The sequence below is a fragment of the Sinorhizobium sp. 22678 genome (genome assembly GCF_052044265.1).
Taxonomy (GTDB): Bacteria; Pseudomonadota; Alphaproteobacteria; order Rhizobiales; family Rhizobiaceae; genus Sinorhizobium; species Sinorhizobium meliloti_A.
The window spans coordinates 127,998-145,383 of sequence record NZ_JBQEMS010000011.1 but is presented as its reverse complement, the minus strand read 5'-3'; the positions used below and the strand labels follow the sequence as shown (position 1 = coordinate 145,383).

The 17,386-nt window shown below is 62.2% G+C and carries 18 protein-coding genes and 1 pseudogene; 2 read left to right on the top strand and 17 right to left on the bottom strand.

Going from position 1 to position 17,386, the window contains the following annotated elements; translation table 11 throughout:
- Positions 1-115 precede the first annotated feature (115 nt).
- The 6 genes from ACTJKL_RS18180 to ACTJKL_RS18155 form a co-directional block, all read right to left on the bottom strand.
- Positions 116-526, bottom strand: a complete 411-nt coding sequence (locus tag ACTJKL_RS18180; protein ID WP_275596750.1) for a hypothetical protein — start codon at positions 524-526, stop codon at positions 116-118.
- A gap of 102 nt (positions 527-628) precedes the next feature.
- Positions 629-1,717, bottom strand: coding sequence for an ABC transporter ATP-binding protein (locus tag ACTJKL_RS18175; protein ID WP_440853464.1), 1,089 nt, complete (start codon positions 1,715-1,717; stop codon positions 629-631).
- Between the two features lie 18 nt (positions 1,718-1,735).
- Positions 1,736-3,391, bottom strand: coding sequence for a beta-galactosidase BglA (bglA, locus tag ACTJKL_RS18170; RefSeq protein ID WP_440853463.1), 1,656 nt, complete (start codon positions 3,389-3,391; stop codon positions 1,736-1,738).
- A 29-nt stretch (positions 3,392-3,420) separates the two neighbouring features.
- Positions 3,421-4,563 carry a carbohydrate ABC transporter permease gene (locus ACTJKL_RS18165; RefSeq protein WP_100669541.1) on the bottom strand — a complete coding sequence of 381 codons (1,143 nt, stop codon included), beginning with the start codon at positions 4,561-4,563 and terminating at the stop codon, positions 3,421-3,423.
- 1 nt (position 4,564) lies between these two features.
- The gene (locus ACTJKL_RS18160) at positions 4,565-5,575 is read right to left on the bottom strand and encodes a carbohydrate ABC transporter permease (RefSeq protein ID WP_003529835.1); all 1,011 of its coding nucleotides are present in this window, start codon (positions 5,573-5,575) and stop codon (positions 4,565-4,567) included.
- A 149-nt stretch (positions 5,576-5,724) separates the two neighbouring features.
- Positions 5,725-7,092 carry an ABC transporter substrate-binding protein gene (locus ACTJKL_RS18155; RefSeq protein WP_440853462.1) on the bottom strand — a complete coding sequence of 456 codons (1,368 nt, stop codon included), beginning with the start codon at positions 7,090-7,092 and terminating at the stop codon, positions 5,725-5,727.
- A 317-nt stretch (positions 7,093-7,409) separates the two neighbouring features.
- Between ACTJKL_RS18155 and ACTJKL_RS18150 the strand changes: the two genes are divergently transcribed.
- Positions 7,410-8,441, top strand: coding sequence for a substrate-binding domain-containing protein (locus tag ACTJKL_RS18150; protein ID WP_440853461.1), 1,032 nt, complete (start codon positions 7,410-7,412; stop codon positions 8,439-8,441).
- A 91-nt stretch (positions 8,442-8,532) separates the two neighbouring features.
- Here the strand turns inward: ACTJKL_RS18150 and folD are convergent, their stop codons facing one another.
- Positions 8,533-9,432: a bifunctional methylenetetrahydrofolate dehydrogenase/methenyltetrahydrofolate cyclohydrolase FolD gene (gene folD, locus ACTJKL_RS18145; RefSeq protein ID WP_324762920.1), complete on the bottom strand. Its 900-nt coding sequence runs from the start codon at positions 9,430-9,432 to the stop codon at positions 8,533-8,535.
- Positions 9,433-9,750: 318 nt separating this feature from the next.
- Between folD and ACTJKL_RS18140 the strand changes: the two genes are divergently transcribed.
- Entirely contained in the window at positions 9,751-10,740 is a 990-nt protein-coding gene (locus ACTJKL_RS18140; protein ID WP_440853518.1) for a glycosyltransferase family 2 protein, read from the top strand.
- A gap of 34 nt (positions 10,741-10,774) precedes the next feature.
- Here the strand turns inward: ACTJKL_RS18140 and ACTJKL_RS18135 are convergent, their stop codons facing one another.
- The 10 genes and pseudogenes from ACTJKL_RS18135 to flaF form a co-directional block, all read right to left on the bottom strand.
- Positions 10,775-11,341: a hypothetical protein gene (locus ACTJKL_RS18135; RefSeq protein ID WP_275596755.1), complete on the bottom strand. Its 567-nt coding sequence runs from the start codon at positions 11,339-11,341 to the stop codon at positions 10,775-10,777.
- On the bottom strand, positions 11,341-11,709 hold the full coding sequence (locus ACTJKL_RS18130; RefSeq protein ID WP_003529850.1) for a hypothetical protein: 369 nt from the start codon (positions 11,707-11,709) through the stop codon (positions 11,341-11,343). Before ACTJKL_RS18130 ends, ACTJKL_RS18135 begins: the two co-directional genes overlap by 1 nt.
- Positions 11,710-11,833: 124 nt before the next feature.
- Positions 11,834-12,388 (bottom strand): rod-binding protein, encoded by a 555-nt coding sequence (locus ACTJKL_RS18125; RefSeq protein WP_018094248.1) that lies wholly within the window; start codon positions 12,386-12,388, stop codon positions 11,834-11,836.
- Between the two features lie 101 nt (positions 12,389-12,489).
- Positions 12,490-12,898 (bottom strand): annotated as a pseudogene (locus ACTJKL_RS18120) (hypothetical protein).
- A 4-nt stretch (positions 12,899-12,902) separates the two neighbouring features.
- The gene (gene fliR / locus ACTJKL_RS18115) at positions 12,903-13,655 is read right to left on the bottom strand and encodes a flagellar biosynthetic protein FliR (protein WP_440853460.1); all 753 of its coding nucleotides are present in this window, start codon (positions 13,653-13,655) and stop codon (positions 12,903-12,905) included.
- Complete coding sequence (gene flhA / locus ACTJKL_RS18110) at positions 13,652-15,739, bottom strand: flagellar biosynthesis protein FlhA (RefSeq protein ID WP_440853459.1); 2,088 nt, start codon at positions 15,737-15,739, stop codon at positions 13,652-13,654. Before flhA ends, fliR begins: the two co-directional genes overlap by 4 nt.
- A 149-nt stretch (positions 15,740-15,888) precedes the next feature.
- Positions 15,889-16,155: a flagellar biosynthesis protein FliQ gene (gene fliQ, locus ACTJKL_RS18105; protein WP_018094245.1), complete on the bottom strand. Its 267-nt coding sequence runs from the start codon at positions 16,153-16,155 to the stop codon at positions 15,889-15,891.
- A gap of 6 nt (positions 16,156-16,161) precedes the next feature.
- Positions 16,162-16,578, bottom strand: a complete 417-nt coding sequence (flgD, locus tag ACTJKL_RS18100; RefSeq protein ID WP_003529859.1) for a flagellar hook assembly protein FlgD — start codon at positions 16,576-16,578, stop codon at positions 16,162-16,164.
- A complete protein-coding gene (flbT, locus tag ACTJKL_RS18095; protein ID WP_003529861.1) occupies positions 16,569-17,018 on the bottom strand; it encodes a flagellar biosynthesis repressor FlbT in 450 nt (149 codons plus the stop codon). Before flbT ends, flgD begins: the two co-directional genes overlap by 10 nt.
- Positions 17,015-17,362, bottom strand: a complete 348-nt coding sequence (gene flaF / locus ACTJKL_RS18090; protein ID WP_003529863.1) for a flagellar biosynthesis regulator FlaF — start codon at positions 17,360-17,362, stop codon at positions 17,015-17,017. Before flaF ends, flbT begins: the two co-directional genes overlap by 4 nt.
- Between the last annotated feature and the right edge of the window lie 24 nt (positions 17,363-17,386).

The following is a 17,386-nucleotide window of genomic DNA, read 5'->3' as shown; positions in this document are numbered from 1 at the left end:
CGCCGTTGGCCTGATGTTTGCGCGACGCGAGTGGTTTTTTGCAGCCGAGTAACCTGCCGAGACCATCCGCGCACCGGTTCCCCCTGCCCCTTGGGACCGGAGGGCCGCGTCATTCTCAGCGATAGATGTCGAGCGTGCGGTTCCGATGGTTCGGATGGGTGCTGTAGACGAAGATCCGGTTGAGGTCCCGCTCGCTCAGGAGCCGCAGGAACCGCGCCTCGATGATGTTGTTGGCATGCACCCGCCTCAGGAGGCAGCCGATCAGGGGGATGCGGGCGCTCGGTATGTCGAGATAGAAATTCTGCGGCAGCTGGAACTGGGTCAGAATGCCGATCAGGGCGCTGCTCCTGGAGAGCTTGATGATCTCGCAGCGGCGCGACGAGAGATTCTGCATACCCTTTTCGGTGAATTCGATCCGCGCCTCGTTCCGCGTGTCTTCCATCGGGAAATTCGCCTCCCGATCGTACATGAATGACTCTTCCTTGTTGAGAAAGTGCCGGTTGATCACGGGGGCTGCACTGCTCATCGAACTCGCCTTTTCGCATTTCACTGCGACGACGCTAACCCATGAAATTTAACAGAGGGTTCAGGGCTGCAGGCCGAAAATGCCCCCGGCCCTGCAGCCGAACTACGCCCGATAGCTCTGTCCTTTTGTGTCGAAGAGATGCAGCTTCGCCTTGTCGGCCGTGAACCGCACCTTGTCGCCGCGGCCGACGCGGGCGATCCCCGGCATCTTGGCGATGATCGGCTCGTTTTCGACCAGTCCTTCGATGTAAAGCAAGGTCACCTCGCCCAGCGCCTCGACGATCGAGACCGTGCCCTCGAACAGGAAATCGTCGGTCTCGGTCACCTGCAGGTCTTCCGGGCGCACGCCGAAGCTTGCCGTCTTGCCGTTTTCGGAGGCATTCGTCGGAATGTCGAGCGTCACCGATTTTCCGCCCGCGAGCGTGACGGCGGTCTGTTGGCCGGTCGCGGTGATCGTCGCCGGGATGACGTTCATGGCCGGGGAGCCGATGAAGCGCGCAACGAAGAGATTTGCCGGCCGCTCGTAGAGTTCGAGGGGCGCCCCGACCTGCTCGATGTGACCGGCGGAGAGAACCACGATCCGGTCGGCCAGCGTCATCGCCTCCACCTGGTCATGGGTGACGTAGATCATGGTGGTGTCCGACAGCCGCTCGCTGAGCTTGGCGATCTCGATGCGGGTCGCCACCCGCAGCGCGGCGTCGAGGTTTGAGAGCGGCTCGTCGAAAAGGAAGACCTTGGGATTGCGGCAGATCGCCCGGCCGATCGCCACGCGCTGCCGCTGGCCGCCGGAAAGCGCCTTCGGAAGCCGGTCGAGATATGGGGTGAGCTGAAGCATGTCCGCGGCTCCACGCACACGGCGGTCGATCTCCTCCTTCGATTCCCTGGCGATCCGCATGCCGAAGGCCATGTTGTCGTAAACGGTCATATGCGGATAGAGCGCATAGGACTGGAACACCATGGCGATGCCGCGCTTGGAAGGCGGCACGTCGTTGACCCGCTCGCCGTCGATGAACATGTCGCCGCCGGTTATTTCCTCGAGCCCGGCGATCATGCGCAGAAGCGTGGACTTCCCGCATCCGGACGGTCCGACGAAGACGACGAACTCGCCTACCTTGATGTCGAGATCGATGCCGTGAATTACGTCGACGGCCCCGTAGGACTTGCGGATATCTTTCAGCAGCAGGCCTGTCATGGCACCCTCCCTCGGTTCTCAGGCCAGGCGCGCGAAAAACGCGCCCCTGGCCGGCAGCTTGACCTCGTGATCCAGTATCCCCGTGACGAAGCCGTGGCCCTCGAGCGGCTCCAGCCGCTTCATCGGCAGTTCCTTCGTCGCAGCTTCGTCGCTCATGTTGAACAGGCAAAAGATTCTCTCATTGCCATGGCTGCGCAGGAAGCCGAGCAAGGAGCCCCTGGTCTCGACGAATTCGATCTCGCCCTTGGCCAAGGCCGGATGCGCCTTTCTGAAGGCGAGAAAGCGGCGGTAGTGATGCAGCACCGAGGCCGGGTCGCCCTCCTGCACGGCAACCGCCCGCGGAATGTGGCTCTCGGAAATCGGCAGCCACGGCCTCGCGCTGCTGAAGCCGCCATCGGGCAGGCTCTCCCATACCATCGGCGTGCGGCAGCCGTCCCGGCCCTTGAAGTCGGGCCAGAACTGAATGCCATAGGGATCCCGGAGATCCTCATAGGCGAGCTCCGCCTCGGCGAGCGCAAGTTCCTCGCCCTGATAGATGCAGACGGTACCGCGCAGCGACATCAACAGGCTGGCGAGCAACTTCGCATGCGCGTTATGATCGGTAACGCCATCGGCCCAGCGGCTGACGTGGCGGACCACATCATGGTTCGAGAAGGCCCAGCAGGCCCAGCCCTCAGGGGCGGCCCTCTGGAAGTCGCGCAGAACCTCGGCCACGCGCTGCGGCGTCAGCCGATCGGGCGCCAAAAACTCGAAGGCGTAGCACATGTGCACCTTGTCGCCGCCCGAGGTGTATTCGCCTGCGATTTCGAGGCCGCGCTGGCTGTCGCCGACCTCGCCGACGGCGGCGATCGCCGGGAACTCGTCCATCACCGCGCGGAAGCGCTTCAGGAACTCCAGGTTCTCCGGCCGGTTCTTGTCGTAGATATGCTCCTGATAGTTATAGGGATTGACCGCCGGCGCAGTCGAGGCGTTCCGGCGCTCCGGAACGAGCGCGGGGTTGTCGCGCAGTTCGCGGTCATGGAAATAGAAGTTGATGGTGTCGAGCCGGAAACCGTCGACGCCGCGCTCCAGCCAGAAGCGCTCGACGGCAAGCAGGGCCTCCTGAACCTCCGCGTTATGCAGATTGAGGTCGGGCTGCGAGGTGAGAAAGTTGTGCAGATAATATTGCAGGCGGGTCGGATCCCACTGCCAGGCGGAACCGCCGAAAATCGACAGCCAATTGTTGGGCGGCGTGCCGTCCGGCTTCGAATCCGCCCAGACATACCAGTCCGCTTTCGCATTGCTGCGGCTGGAGCGGCTTTCGACGAACCAGGGATGCTGGTCGGAGGTATGTGACAGCACCAGGTCGATCATCACCCGGAGGCCGAGCCGGTGGGCCTCGGCGATCAGCGCATCGAAGTCTTCGAGCGTCCCGAAGATAGGATCGACATCGACATAGTTCGAGACGTCGTAACCGAAGTCCCGCATCGGCGACGTGAAGAAGGGCGAAACCCAGATCGCGTCCGCGCCGAGCCCCGCAATGTGGGGCAGACGGGCGGTGATCCCCTGCAGATCGCCGATGCCGTCGCCATTGGTGTCCTGAAAGGAGCGCGGATAGATCTGATAGATCACCGCGCCGCGCCACCAATCCCTGTCGGGCTCGAGGAGTGAGCTCGTCGTTTCGTTCATTGTCATGCTGTTCAGGATTCCTTGTCTGAAATCGATCAGCCGCCCTTGACCGACCCAGCCAGCAGGCCGCGCACCAGGTAGCGTTGCAGGGCGAAGAAGACGATCAGCGGAACGACGATAGTGATGAAGGCGGAGGCGGTGAGAATTTCCCAATTGCCGCCGCGCGAGCCGAGGAGATTGACCAGACGCCCGGTCAGCACCAGCTTGTCGTCCCCCGCGCCGAGGAAGACGATGGCGACGAGAAGGTCGTTCCAGGTCCAGAGAAACTGGAAGATGGCAAAGGAGGCGAGCGCCGGAAACGACAGAGGCAGAATGATCTTGACGAAAATATCGAAATCGCTGGCGCCGTCGACGCGCGCCGATTCCATGATCTCGCGCGGCAGGCCGGCCATGTAGTTGCGCAGGAGATAGATGGCGAGCGGCAGGCCGAAGCCGGTATGGGCGAGCCAGATGCCCATATAGGTCTTGGCGGACACGCCGAAGAAGGCGCCGACGCCGTTATAAAGCTGCAGGAGCGGAATGAGCGACATCTGCAGCGGCACGACGAGAAGACCGACGACCACGGCGAGCAGGATCGCGCGGCCGGGAAAGGGCATCCAGGCGAGCGCGTAGGCGGCGAAGGCCGCGATCAGAATGGGAATGACGGTTGACGGTACGGCGACGGTCAGCGAATTCAGGAAGGATCTGCCGATGCCCGCAGCACTCAGGACCTCGGCATAATTGTCGAGCGTGAAGCGCGGTGGCGTGGTGGCCGTAAAGAAGATCCGCTGGCCGCGCGAGCCCTCCATCCGCTGATCCGAAACGATCTCGAAACTGCCGTCTGCCTGCACCGTCAGCCTTTCGCCGTCGTTGAGCTCGGCCGTTTCGCCGGGTTTGAATTTGGTGGGTTCGCGGCTGGAAAATCCGAAGGCGGAAACCTCGCCCCGGCTCTCCAGCAGGTTCCCGGAAATCACGAACTTGCCGTCGCGCTCGACCTGGTTCTCGGCCGAGGGCGCGCGGGCGACGGCGTTGCGCGACGAGCTGGAAAGAGCCGTCCACCAGCCGGAAACGGCGAGCTGGTCCTTGTCGCGCAAGGAGGAAATCAAAAGGCCGGCCGTCGGCAGGGTCCAGAGCAGGACCAGAAGCAGGACGGAAAGATGCACGGCCCAGGTGAGTGGAGAACGCCTCGACGGATTCATTTCAGTGCCCCCCGGATTCCCTGGTCGCGTTGCGGATGTTCCAGATCATGATCGGGACGACCAGGATCATGATGACCACCGCGATTGCCGCGCCCCGGCCGAAGTCGCCGCCGCCGCGGAACATCCAGTCGAACATGAGGTTGGCAAGCACCTGGCTCTGCCATTGCCCGTTCGTCATCGCGAGCACGATATCGAAAACCTTGAGGACCAGGATGGTGATGGTCGTCCACACGACGGCGATCGTGCCCCAGATCTGCGGCACCATGATCTTGAAGAAGATCTGCCAGCCATTGGCGCCGTCGATGACGGCCGCCTCGATCGTCTCCTCCGGAATGCCGCGCAGCGCCGCCGAAAGGATGACCATGGCAAAGCCGGTCTGGATCCAGATGAGGATGACCATCAGGAAGAAGTTGTTCCAGAAGGGCAGCGTGATCCAGGCCTGCGGCTCGCCGCCAAGCGCGACGACGATGGCGTTCAGGAGACCGATCTGTTCGGAGCCTGCGGCGCGGTAGTCATAGATGAATTTCCAGATGACGGCTGCGCCGACGAAGGAAATCGCCATCGGCATGAAGATCAGCGTCTTGGCGATATTGCCCCACCAGATGCGGTCGGTCAGTGCCGCAATGATCAGGCCGAAGAAGGTCGAAAGCGCCGGCACGACGAGAAGCCAGAGGAAATTGTTGAAGATCGACTGGCGGAATTCGCCGTCATTGATCATCCAGGAATAGTTGCTCAGGCCGACGAAGTTCTGGCCTCCCCGCCCATGAAGGCTCAGCCAGACCGATTGGACGACGGGGTAGACGAGGTAGAGCGTCAGCGCCAGCAGTGCCGGGGCGAGAAACAGCCAGGGACGAATGCTGTTGGCGATACGCAGGTTGCGCGAGGCGACGGCACCGAACTTGCCCTTGGATGGGAAGATCCAGTCGAGAACGAGATTCGTGCTCCAGAAATAGGCTGCGCAGACCAGAACGCCGGCCACCATCGTCAGAATGGCAGCAATCAACTGCTCCATGACACATTCCTCCCGTCTCGCGCCTTCGCAGGCGTCTGCAGGCGCTTTGCATAACGGCCGCTGCCGTTGTTATCGGGCGGCCCTCCAGCCGGAGGACCGCCGAATGAGGAACAGGCAGACGATGCCCCCACCGTCCGGCTGACCGGATCTTACTTGATGGAGTCCCATGCCTTCTGTACGCCGGCCGCGACGTCGGCCGAGGACTTGCCTCCGACGAAGTCGACCATGCCGGTCCAGAAGGCGCCGGCCCCGATCTTGCCGGGCATCAGGTCGGAGCCGTCGAAGCGGAACGTCGTGGCGTTCAGCAGGATTTCACCCTGTTTCTTCAGCGGCGGATTTCCGTAGACGTCGACATTGACGCTCTTGTAAGGCGTGAGGAAGCTCGTCTGCGCCATCCAGACCTCGTGCGCGATCGGGGTCTTCAGGAACTCGATGAAGGCGCGTGCCGCCGGCGTGTCCTTGGTGATCATCGCAAGGGTGCCTGCGCCGAGCACCGGATTGCCGAGCTCCTTTTTGCTTTCATAGGGCGGCATGTAGAAGAAGTCGGCATCCTCTCCGACGACCTTGCCTTCCGGGAAGAAGGACGGAATGAACGAGGCCTGATGGTGCAGGTAGCACTTCGGCGGAGAACTGAAGAGGCCTTTCGGGCTGTCCCGGAAGTCGGTCGACGCCACCGCCGCTGCACCGCCGTCGACGAAGGCGTCATTGCGCGCGAACCAGCCGAACTCCTCCAACGCACCCGTGACCGACGCATCCGTGAACGGTATCTCGTTCTTCACCCATTTGTCGTAGGTCTCGGCGGGCTGGGTCCGCAGCATCAGGTCCTCGACCCAGTCGGTCGCCGGCCAGCCCGTCGCGCCGCCCGAACCGAGACCTATGCACCACGGCTTTTCGCCGTCTTCCGCGATCTTCTCCGTCAGCGCTTTCAGTTCTTCCATGGTCTTCGGGACTTCGTAGCCGGCATCCTCGAAGTTCTCCGGCACGTACCAGACCAGAGACTTGACGTCGATCTTGTACGGGAAGGCGTAAAGCGCCGGCGTTCCGTCCTTGCCGTTATAGGTGGAGAGGTCGACCCAGGACTGGCCTGCAGCATAATTGTCGAGGAGCCATTGCTTGGTGTCGTCGCCGAGCGGCGTCAGAAGGCCCTTGACGGCCAGATCGGCGATGAGACCCGGCTGCGGCAGGATTGCGACATCGGGCGGGCTTCCCGCCTGCGTATCGATGACGATCTGCTGCTCGTAGTTTTCCGAGGAGGAATATTTGAGCTCCACGCCGGTCGCCTCGACGAAATAGGCATAGACGCTCTTGAACAGAGCCTCGTCCTCGCCGCGCCAGGGGCCGAAGATCGTGAGCGTCTGACCCTTGAGGTCGTGACCTTTCTTGAACTCCTCCAGGCTCGCCCAGTTGAACCTGGAATCCTCTCCCGGCTTGAACTTCAGGTCGGCGGCGCCCGCAGTCCCTGCAAGCCCTGCAAGCAATGCGAATGCGGCCACGCCGATCAGCAACGATCTCTTCACCTCTTGTCCTCCCCAAAAAGAAGCCCGGGCGGACGCCTCGGGCGAATGTCAAAGCGCGAATTCATGGCTCCGCCTAGGAGAAGCATTCAAAGCGCTTTGAGCTCGCTAACACTCCATCGCTGCAGAGAAAGAGTCAAGAGCTTTCCTTCTCGTCCGGAATCGTGCGGGATTTTTGCTCTGCGGCAACGTTTTGCGGCGCAAGATGCTGGTTTTTCGCTTTTTTGAACCCGATCCCGATGATACAGGACATCAGAGGTGCTTGCCGAAGCAAGAAAAATGAAAAAGATATTCAAAGCGCTTTGGAAGGGATTCTCGCCATGCCGGTCAATCTCAAGCAATTGGCGGAACTGCTCGGTCTGTCCCAGACCACGGTCAGCCGGGCGCTGAACGGCTATCCGGAGGTCAATGCGGAAACGCGGGCGCGGGTGCTGGAGGCGGTGCGCGAGACGGGTTACAGGCCCAACCGCGCCGCACAGCGCCTCGCGACCGGAAAAGCCTATTCGATCGGGCTCGTCATGCCGATCGCATCGGGAATCGATTCGGACATCCATTTCGGTGAATTCCTGGCGGGGCTGGCGGAGGAAGCGGTCGAGCACGATTTCCACTTCGTGCTGAACCCCAGTGCGCCCGAAGACGAGGAGGCGACATTCCGCCGGCTTGCGGCGAGCGGCAATGTCGACGCTGTCTTCACCGCCTATATGCGCGCAAACGATCCCCGCATCGAGATGCTGAAGGCTCTTTCCATTCCCTTCGTGGTGCATGGCCGCTCCATCGGCGGTCCCCGGGACTATCCCTTCCTCGACGTGGACAATACCGGCGCCTTCTACGACGCCGCCAGGCTTCTCATCCAACTCGGCCACAGCCGCATCGCCCTGATCAACGGGCCGGAACACCTCACCTTCTCCATCCGCCGGAAGAAGGGGCTGGTGCGCGCGCTTGCGGAAAAGGGCCTCAACCTCGACGATGCGCTCGTCCATCACTCTGCGATGACCGACGAGCATGGCTATCGGAGCATGCAGCGTTTCCTCAAACGGCCGAACCCGCCGACCGCCGTCCTTTGTTCCAGTACCGTGCTGGCGCTCGGCGCGGTGCGCGCGATCAACCAGGCCGGACTCACTATCGGCACCGACATCTCGCTCATCGCCCATGACGACGTCCTGCCGATGCTGAAGCCCGAGAACTTCAGCATACCACTGACGACGACGCGCTCCTCGCTTCGCGCAGCCGGTGCACGCATCGCCAAACGGCTGATCGGCGGCATACTCAATCAGGCAGACTATCCCGAGCAGGAGCTTTGGCGCGCCGAACTGATCGTGCGCGCCTCGACGGGGCCTGCACCGAACACGTAGAGCCGCGATCGTTACGCCGCTTCACCCCCTCCCCAACCCCTCCCCACAGGTGGGAGGGGTTGGGGATGGACTGTCTAGTCCCAAGCGGCAGTCAGAATTTCGGAGGCTTGCGGCCGGCCATGCGGCAGGCGGCGATGATCGTGTTCGCCATCAGCATCGCGATCGTCATCGGCCCGACGCCTCCCGGGACCGGCGTGATTACGCCTGCGACCTTCGCACACTCCTCGAAGGCGACATCGCCGACGAGCTTCGTCCTGCCCTCGCCGCGTTCTGGCGCCGGGACGCGGTTGATGCCGACGTCGACCACCATGGCACCGGGCTTCACCCAGTCCGCCTTGACCATCTCGGGGCGCCCGACCGCGGCCACCAGGATGTCCGCCTTGCGGCAAACGGCCGCGAGATCCTTGGTGCGCGAATGCGCCGTCGTGACCGTTGCATTGGCCGCGAGAAGCAGGGCGGACATGGGCTTGCCGAAGAGGTTGGAGCGGCCGATGACGACGGCGTCGAGCCCGGAAAGATCATCGCCGTAAGTCCGGCGCACGAAGACCATGGCGCCGGCCGGCGTGCAGGAGACGAGCCCGCCTTCGAGATCGCCGGTCGCCAGCTTGCCGGCATTGACGACATGCAGTCCGTCTACGTCCTTTTCCGGAAGGATCGACTGGATGATCGGTTCCGAGCGGAGGTGTTTCGGCAAAGGCAGCTGCACGAGAATGCCGTGGATGGACGGATCCGCATTGAGCTCGGCGACCAGCGCCGCGAGTTCCTCCTGCGACGTCTCCTCCGGCAGCGTATGCTGAACCGACAGGAAGCCGCATTCCTTCGCCATCCTGCTCTTCGCCGACACGTAAGTGTGGCTCGCGGGATCGTCCCCGACGATGACGACCGCGAGACCCGCGCGCACGCCGGTTTCGCTTTCCAGTGCGCTCGTGGCGGATTTCACGGTTTCGATGACCGAAGCAGCAACGTCCTTGCCATCAATCACAGTCGTCACGGCGTATCTCCCGATTAGTCCCGAACGCGGCACACTCTAGATCAAGCCGCATCCGGCGATTGCCTGCATGCGCCCTATGCTGTTCCAAACGCATAATTGCAAGTGCCCCGCGCGTATGGAAGCGCCATCCGCTTCGGTGCGGCAATTTCCTTGCACGATGAGAGACAGCCCCGGATCCTGGGTGGCGCATCCACGATTCCGGCTTTTGCATTGCCGAGACCGGGCGTAAAATCCTCATTCGAAAGGCCGTTTTGGATTCAACCTCTGTTTAGGAAGATTTGCTGTACTCATTGCATCGAATCGGCGCGGGCTTTGACGATGACGTCGGACGGCCAGGACAGTTTCATTCATTTTCAGACGAAGCTGGAAGACGCGTCGGATATCGAGTTCGTCGTGATCGTGCCGACGTTCCGGCGTCCGGATCATCTCGTCAAGACGCTGAAGACCATCGTCTCGCAAAGGCCCGATGTCCCCCTCGCGACCATTGTCGTCGAAAACGACGCGGACGGATTTGCCGGCGCGCGGTCGGCAAAAGACTTTCTAAGCGGCCATTCTTTCGATTCCGCCGTCGTCGTGGCACGCCGCCGCGGATATGCCCATGCCTGCAATGCCGGACTGACAGCCGCTCTCGAGCTCTTTCCGAGCCTCGGCTTCGTGGCTCTCATCTATGATGACGAGATAGCCGCTCCCGAATGGCTCGATGGTCTGATGGCGGTGCAGGAAGCCCATGATGCGGACATTGTCGGCGGTCCGCAGCTTCCCGTCCTGGGGCATCCCCAGGAGCAGACGTGGAAGCGGCACCCCGTCTTCGCACCTCCCTACCACGGGAGCGGGCCCGTACCCGTCCTCTATTCCGCAGGCAACGTCCTGATCACGCGACGGGTGCTCGACGGCATGCCGCAGCCGTTCCTGGATCCGGCGCTCAATATCGTCGGCATCGGCGACGCGGATTTTTTCGACCGGTGCAGGGCGAAAGGCTTCTCCTTCGCCTGGGCTGCGGATGCCTGGGTGGCGGAGTCGGTTCCGGCGCATCACACGACGGCTTCCTGGACGCGTGCCCGCAGTCTCGAGAAAGGTGCGATCTCGACGCTGATGGAGCACCAGCGCGATGCGACTTTCTCCGGGCGATTGAAAACCCTCTGCAGGTCCCTATGGCTGCTGGCCTCATCGCTGCCGGTAGGCCTCAGGCTCTGGAGAGAGACCGGCCTTGCCGCGGCCAGCCTCTATCCTCTCCACGTCGCGATCGGCCGGCTGACCGCCTGGATCGACGCGGCCGATACGCGGGACGGTAATCGCGACAGGGACTGACGCTGCGCCGGCAAGGCGCGCCGCACTATCGGCGTCAGTGCGCGCTGGTCGCCTGCACCGCGCTCTCCGGAAGTCGGTCGGAAGCCGCCTGGCCGTTCCTGTCGAGGATCGGCACCGGCTTCTGATACGGGCGGTTCTGGCTGTTGGCGACGCGTTCCACGTCCTCTTTGGTCAGATATTCAAGCTGCTCGACCAGAACTTCCGAAATGACCTCGCTTCCGAGCTTCCTGTTGAGGCCATCCTTGACCGCAACCTTGAAGCCGGGCAGATCGAACGTAGCGGTATCGGCGACATCGATGAACTTCGAGCCCACCAGCATGTCGTAGAGCTCGTCGGTGACGAGCTGGCGCAGAGGCGCATGCAGCTTGGCGATACCTTCCCGCGATGCCGAGAAGGAGAGCTTCGCAAGGAAGTAACCCTGCACCGCACCGTCCTTGATGGACGGGATCGTTATCATCTCACCGGGGACATATTCCTGCGACGCGCGCCGGTCCGCCTCCGCATCCGAAACCACCGGCGCCGAGGCGTGCTGCATCGAAAAATAAACCGACCCGAGCGTGACGGCGCAGACCCAGACCCCGGTAAGGACAAGCTTCAACATCAGAAATCGCTGTAGCGGAATTGTGCTTCGGTATAGATGCCGTCCGCATCCGCGTCCTGGGCGGCGGTCTTGAGGAGGTCGACGACGGAGCGGACCGCTTCCAGGTGCGCCGCCACCTTTTGCGCGTTGACCTGCAGCTTGCTCCTGAGATGGCGCGTCTGCGCGGCGAAGGCCGGCGAGATCTCGCCGGGTCCGGCGTCGCGATGAAGCATGGTCAACTCGTAGAGGCACCGGCTCTTGTGGGCGTTCGAGGTCTTGAGGTCGAATTCGGGGTCCGCACCGATACGGCTGTTCTCATTGTCGATGATCATCTCCAGTCGGCCGAGAACATTTTGGATCCGCAGGTCGTTGGATGCCACAGCTTCCATAATCAACTCCCATATGCACTATCGCAGGGCGCGGGCGGAACGATGCCCAGGCATTCTTTCGCCCGCTTGTTTCCATTGGTATGAATGTATTTCGCCAGGCCGCTTCGCGGTCCGGGCGACGGCATCAGGCCTGCTTCTTCTTTTCGTCGTTGGGCAGGAAGGACGAGAGCGCCTTGCGCTCATATTCCTGGACCATGCCAGCGGCGAGGTTCCGGCTGTCGCCGTCGAGCGAGGCGTTCACCCGATCGGTCGCACCGTCGCCTACCATCTGATCGGCGATGCCGATCCCGCCGCCCTTGGCGAGCACGTCGCCGATCTGCTCGGCCATCATGCTCTTCCAGATGTCGCCGGAGGTGCCCTTGCCGAAGACGTTCTCGCTTTCGCTCGGAAGCATGGATTTCACGAAATTCTGCAGGACCATCGCCTCGAATTTCCGATAGGTCTCCGGGATCTTCTTCGCTTCGGCGCGATTGCTGATGTCTCCAAGCCCGCTCGATCCTTCGGAAGAATTAAGCACCGAAGAAACGTGCGCCGCGAAGCCATCGCCGTTTTCTGCGAGGCTGGTCGCCTGGAAAGCGGCGCGATTCGCCTTGAGCCGCGCCTGCGCCTCCTGGACCTCAGCCGGATCGGCCGCGCGGACGACGTCCATCACCAGATCGCTGGGCGGAGAAATAGCCATGTCAGATCCTCTCAAAGCCGAAGCCGGCATCTCGTTTGCCGGGCAACGCGATGTTCGTGAAGCGGAAAGCCACCCTTGCTGGCTCTCCGGTTGAAGCATTATCACCCGTCAACCTTACCGGAGGCTGGCGCCGCCCGAGACGTGCTGGTCGATCAGGTCGAGGATCGAATTGTCGGCGGCCTCGCGGTCCTCCGACAGCCGGGCGTCCTTCATGTGTTCCTCGAGCCGGTCGCCCTTGGCGCGTTCCTTCATCATGCGGGCTTCATGCACCTGCTGGATTCCGAGCAGCATCTGGTCCTTCTGCACGAGGCGTCCGAGTTGGGAGGCATAGTGACCTGAAAACACGCGATGCATCGGATGGGCCGACCCCATGGCGTCGACCACGACGTCGATCGTTCCGGCAAGTTCGGTCCGCTGCCGGGCGGTCTCGGCCACTTCGCTTTCGGCCATCCGCTCCAGATGCCGCTGGACGGCGACCAGGCGTTTCAGCTTTTCCGACCGCGCCTTCATCGAGCTAGCCACCCTGCATGACGGGCGCGAAGCCGTCGGCGAACAGACGCAGCATCGCGGCGATGCCGAGATAGAGAAGGAACAGGCCGCCCATGATGAGGTAGGGCTGGGAAATGAAATAGACCGGGATCTGCGGCGCCAGCTTGTTGACCATGCCGATCGCCACGTTGAACAGCAGGCCGTAGATCACGAAGGGGCTGGCGAGCCGGAGCATGATCATGAAGGTCTGACCGAGCGAATTGGTGAGCGTGATCAGCGTGCCCTGCGGGTCGAAGGCGGCGCCGATCGGCATAACCCGATAGGACTGCGCGATCGCCTCGAAAATCACATGGTGGAAATCCAACATGAAGAGAATCATCAGCCCGGCAAAACCGATCATGCTGGTGAGCTGGTTTTCTGCCGTATCCTCCAGCACATCCGCCGTCGGCGGCGGGCTGAACCCCATCAGCATGGTCATTGCGGTGCCGGCAAACTGCAGCCCGAGCACATAGTAGCGCGCGACGAGCCCGATCACGGCGCCGATGGCGGTCTCGGTCGCGACGAGATAGAGATAATTGTGACCTTTGCCCGTCACCTGTGGATAGATATCCGTCCACATGATCGGCAGGATGGCCATGGAGAGCGCCACCGCGATGAACAGCCTGATCTGCATGGGGACGCGCGCCGTCGAGAAGCCCGGCATGATCATGACGCAGCCTCCGATCCGGCAGAAGGCCGCAAACAGCGCCAGGACCGTGCCCTCGGGGTCGGTGATCATGAAATCGAGCCGATGATCTTGATCTCGAGTCCCTTGGCGAGCTCGACATGCGAGAGCACGGGCAATGTGGCGAAGAGGCGTTCGATGATCATGCGCACATAAGACCGGGATTCGGGCGAACTTACCAGTACGAAGGGCATGCCGCGATCGAGATGTTCACGGATTACCTTCGTCGCCTGCTCGCTGAATTCCTCGAGATGGCGCGGATCGATATCGAACTCGACGATCTCACCCTTGGCGTCGCGCTTCAGCGCCTGGTGGAAGACCATGTCCCACTTGTTGCCGAGCCTCAGCACGCGCAGCACGCCGTTGTCGGCGAGGTCGCCGCAGAGCTGCTGCGACATGCGCACCCGCACATGTTCGACGATCTGCTCGGTCTTGCGCACGTGCGGGGCCAGCTCCGCCACGGCTTCGAGAATCAGATGCAGATTGCGGATCGAGACGCGTTCGGCGAGCAGCAGTTTCAACACCGCCTGCAGGCCGGAATAGGACATGTGCGAGGTACAGATCTCGTCCGCGAGCTTGCGGTATTCCGGGTCGAGCCGTTCGATCAGCACCTTCACGTCCTTGTAGGAGAGAAGCTGCGGCAGGTTGTTGCGGATCACTTCGCTCAAATGCGTCAGCACCACCGACACGTTGTCGATCGGGTGGAAGCCCTCGCGCTTCAGGTCTTCCGTGAACGTCTCGAGGATCGACACCGCCGGCATGCCGAAAGCCGGTTCCCGGATGTCGTCGCCGGGCACGCTCGGCCGCCGTCCGCCGCCGGTAACCACCAGCACTTCGCCCACGCGGACCGTGTTGGAGGCGATCGTGGTGCCGTGGATGCGGACATGATAGGCCTTGTCGGGAATGGTGATGTCGTCGGAGACCTTGATCTCCGGAACGACGAGGCCGTATTGGAGGGCGAACTTCCGGCGCATCTTGCCGACGCGGAAGGCAAGCTCCTGATGCGCGCCCAGCAGCCTGGTGGAGACCTGCTTGCCGAGCAGCAGCTCGATCTCCGCGGTCTTCAGCACTGATTTGACCGAATCCTTGTCGCTTTCCTTGCTCTGCTGCGCCTTCGCCGCCTCCTCGTCCCGTTTTGCCGCCTTCTCGGCCTCGATCTGCTTCGGAATGAACCAGCTGAGGAAAGCCATGCCGCCGCCAAGCGCCGCAAAGGGAAGGAAAGGCAGGCCGGGCGTGACGGAGAGCAGGACGATCAGCCCGGAGGCGACCATCAGCGCCCGGGGATAACCGCTGAGCTGGCCGACGACCGCCTGGTCGGTGGAACCGGCGGTGCCGCCGCGCGAGACGAGCAGGCCGGCGGCGAGCGAGACGATCAGTGCCGGGATCTGGGAGACGAGACCGTCGCCGACGGAAAGCTTGACGAACACGTCGGCCGCTTCGCCGATCTCCATGTCGTGGCGCAGGTAGCCGATGATGATGCCGCCGAAGACGTTGATCGCGGTAATAATCAGGCCGGCGATCGCATCGCCGCGCACGAACTTGGATGCACCGTCCATGGCGCCGAAGAAGGAGCTCTCCTCCTCCAGCTCGCGGCGGCGGCGGTGCGCTTCCTTCTCGTCGATCAGGCCGGCCGAGAGGTCGGCATCGATCGACATCTGCTTGCCGGGGATCGCATCGAGGGTGAAGCGGGCGCCGACTTCGGCGATACGCGTGGCACCCTTGGTGATGACGATGAAGTTCACCGTGATCAGGATGAGGAAGACGATGAGACCGATCACGAAGTCCCCGGACATGACGAGGCTGGCGAATCCGGAGATGACCCCGCCGGCGGCGCCATGGCCCTCATGCCCGTGGGAAAGGATGACGCGCGTGGTGGCGATGTTCAGCGCCAGGCGGATCATGGTCGAGATCAGCAGAATCGTCGGGAAAGACGAGAAATCGAGCGGCCGCTGGATCCAGAGTGCGACCATCAGGATCAGCACCGAGAACGAAATGGAGAAGGCAAGCCCGAGATCGATCAGGAAGGGGGGAATGGGCAGGAACAGGATCGACAGGATCATCACGATCCCGAGCGCAAAGCCGATGTCCCGGCTCTTGGGTGCAAGTTTCGGGATTGTCAGCGTCGCCTGTTGTGCCATGTCTCTTCCGTCTCTTCATGAGAGGCGGGCAGCGATCGTAAGATCTGCCCAAGGGTATGGCAGAGTCCTAGAGGGCCAAGCTTGCGCGAAGGTGGTATCCGGGGGAGATGCCCGGCAGGGCAGAGCGGGGTATTTCGCCGCTCCCCGAGCTAAAACCCGCTCTGTATTCGCGAGAACACGATATCTGTGAAGATCGAAATCTGCGCGCCGACGAAGGGCGCCGAGATGGCGGCGGTGACCATCACCGCGAGGATCTTCGGCACGAATGTCAGCGTCATCTCCTGAACCTGGGTCAGCGCCTGGAGGAAGGCGATGCCGACCCCAACCACCATTGCGGCGAGAACGGCAGGGCCCGAGGCCACGATCACTGTCCAGATCGCCGCCTGTACGATGTCGAGGGCATCTGCCTCATTCATGGGAACTCACTTCATTATGACGCCCGGACCGATAACGAGCTCCTTGCCCGTATCGAGCACCGCGATGATTCCATCGGAGTATAGTTTCACCTCCTTGACGACGCCAGTGGTCTTGCCGTCCGCGCTGGTGACCGTCCTGCCGATCACGGCGTCCGCCTCGCTGAGCGCGGTGCGCTGCAGCAGGCTTTCGAGGTTCTTGTTGGTCTTGATCGTCTGCTCCACCTGCGAGAAGGTCGCAAGCTGCGCGATCTGCTGCGTCGCGTCCATCGGCTGCGTCGGATCCTGGTTCTTCATCTGCGCCACGAGCAGCTTGAGGAAGCTCTCGTAGTTGAGCGTCGCCGCGCTGGCGTCGCCCGCCGAATCCGTGGCCGAAACCGTTGGCGTGTAGCTGTTGGACGTGTTGTTGACGCCGCTCACCGCCATGGCGCAATCTCCTTGCGTATCTGTTCCACCGTCGCAGGCGTCAGTTCCTGCGCGTTGAGGATCTGGTCCTCGATCGGATAAAGCCCCCGGATCGCCTTCAGCGCCTCGAAGGCCCGACCCTGCGTGACCAGCCCGTCGATTCGCTTCAGCTCGGCCAGCACCTCGTCGTGCTTGAAGCAGTTGAGCAGCATGACGATCGACTTGCGGAACATCGCGGTCGACTGGTCCGCGCCTTCCGGATTGATCAGGATCATCTGGGCGATGAAATAGAGCTGGCGCAGCGGTGTCGTCGCGTCTTCGGGCTGCAGGACGTGGTTTTCCAGCAGGAAGGTCACGTCGTTCAGGAATTCGATCGCGACCTTGCGGTCGACGCGCAGCACTGCGCCGTTTACAAAGATCCTTTCGCCCGATTTCAGCGAAATACGCAGTGTGCTCTTCATTTCAGTCCATCCCTGATGATGGTGGTTATGTCGATAATGCCCTGGAAATTGGAAGACTCGCGTTTGCGGATCTTCTCCGTCTCGTTCAGAATCCAGATTCCGATCGAAATGAGGTTGGCGCGCAGCTCTTCGTTGAGCTGGTTGTCCGGCGCGCGCAGATCTTCGATGAAACGGATCCAGAGACGCCGGGTGAAGTAGACCGCTTCGATCGCCTCCCGGGTGTATCCGTCCTTTTCCTTCGCCGCCTGCAAGAGCGCGATGGAACGATCGAGAACCTGCTTCTCCCGATCCTTGGAAACGGCTACGCCTTCCTCCATGATCTCGGCGTATGCAAACTGATACATTCAGACATCCCTCATGCTTGTCCG

What these genes read in the sequence shown, in the direction of transcription:
- ACTJKL_RS18180 (WP_275596750.1), bottom strand. Translation starts at nt 526, where the DNA reads ATGAGCAGTGCAGCCCCCGTGATCAACCGGCACTTTCTCAACAAGGAA.
- ACTJKL_RS18175 (WP_440853464.1), bottom strand. Translation starts at nt 1,717, where the DNA reads ATGACAGGCCTGCTGCTGAAAGATATCCGCAAGTCCTACGGGGCCGTC.
- bglA (WP_440853463.1), bottom strand. Translation starts at nt 3,391, where the DNA reads ATGACAATGAACGAAACGACGAGCTCACTCCTCGAGCCCGACAGGGAT.
- ACTJKL_RS18165 (WP_100669541.1), bottom strand. Translation starts at nt 4,563, where the DNA reads ATGAATCCGTCGAGGCGTTCTCCACTCACCTGGGCCGTGCATCTTTCC.
- ACTJKL_RS18160 (WP_003529835.1), bottom strand. Translation starts at nt 5,575, where the DNA reads ATGGAGCAGTTGATTGCTGCCATTCTGACGATGGTGGCCGGCGTTCTG.
- ACTJKL_RS18150 (WP_440853461.1), top strand. Translation starts at nt 7,410, where the DNA reads ATGCCGGTCAATCTCAAGCAATTGGCGGAACTGCTCGGTCTGTCCCAG.
- ACTJKL_RS18140 (WP_440853518.1), top strand. Translation starts at nt 9,751, where the DNA reads ATGACGTCGGACGGCCAGGACAGTTTCATTCATTTTCAGACGAAGCTG.
- ACTJKL_RS18135 (WP_275596755.1), bottom strand. Translation starts at nt 11,341, where the DNA reads ATGTTGAAGCTTGTCCTTACCGGGGTCTGGGTCTGCGCCGTCACGCTC.
- ACTJKL_RS18130 (WP_003529850.1), bottom strand. Translation starts at nt 11,709, where the DNA reads ATGGAAGCTGTGGCATCCAACGACCTGCGGATCCAAAATGTTCTCGGC.
- ACTJKL_RS18125 (WP_018094248.1), bottom strand. Translation starts at nt 12,388, where the DNA reads ATGGCTATTTCTCCGCCCAGCGATCTGGTGATGGACGTCGTCCGCGCG.
- fliR (WP_440853460.1), bottom strand. Translation starts at nt 13,655, where the DNA reads ATGATCACCGACCCCGAGGGCACGGTCCTGGCGCTGTTTGCGGCCTTC.
- flhA (WP_440853459.1), bottom strand. Translation starts at nt 15,739, where the DNA reads ATGGCACAACAGGCGACGCTGACAATCCCGAAACTTGCACCCAAGAGC.
- fliQ (WP_018094245.1), bottom strand. Translation starts at nt 16,155, where the DNA reads ATGAATGAGGCAGATGCCCTCGACATCGTACAGGCGGCGATCTGGACA.
- flgD (WP_003529859.1), bottom strand. Translation starts at nt 16,578, where the DNA reads ATGGCGGTGAGCGGCGTCAACAACACGTCCAACAGCTACACGCCAACG.
- flbT (WP_003529861.1), bottom strand. Translation starts at nt 17,018, where the DNA reads ATGAAGAGCACACTGCGTATTTCGCTGAAATCGGGCGAAAGGATCTTT.
- flaF (WP_003529863.1), bottom strand. Translation starts at nt 17,362, where the DNA reads ATGTATCAGTTTGCATACGCCGAGATCATGGAGGAAGGCGTAGCCGTT.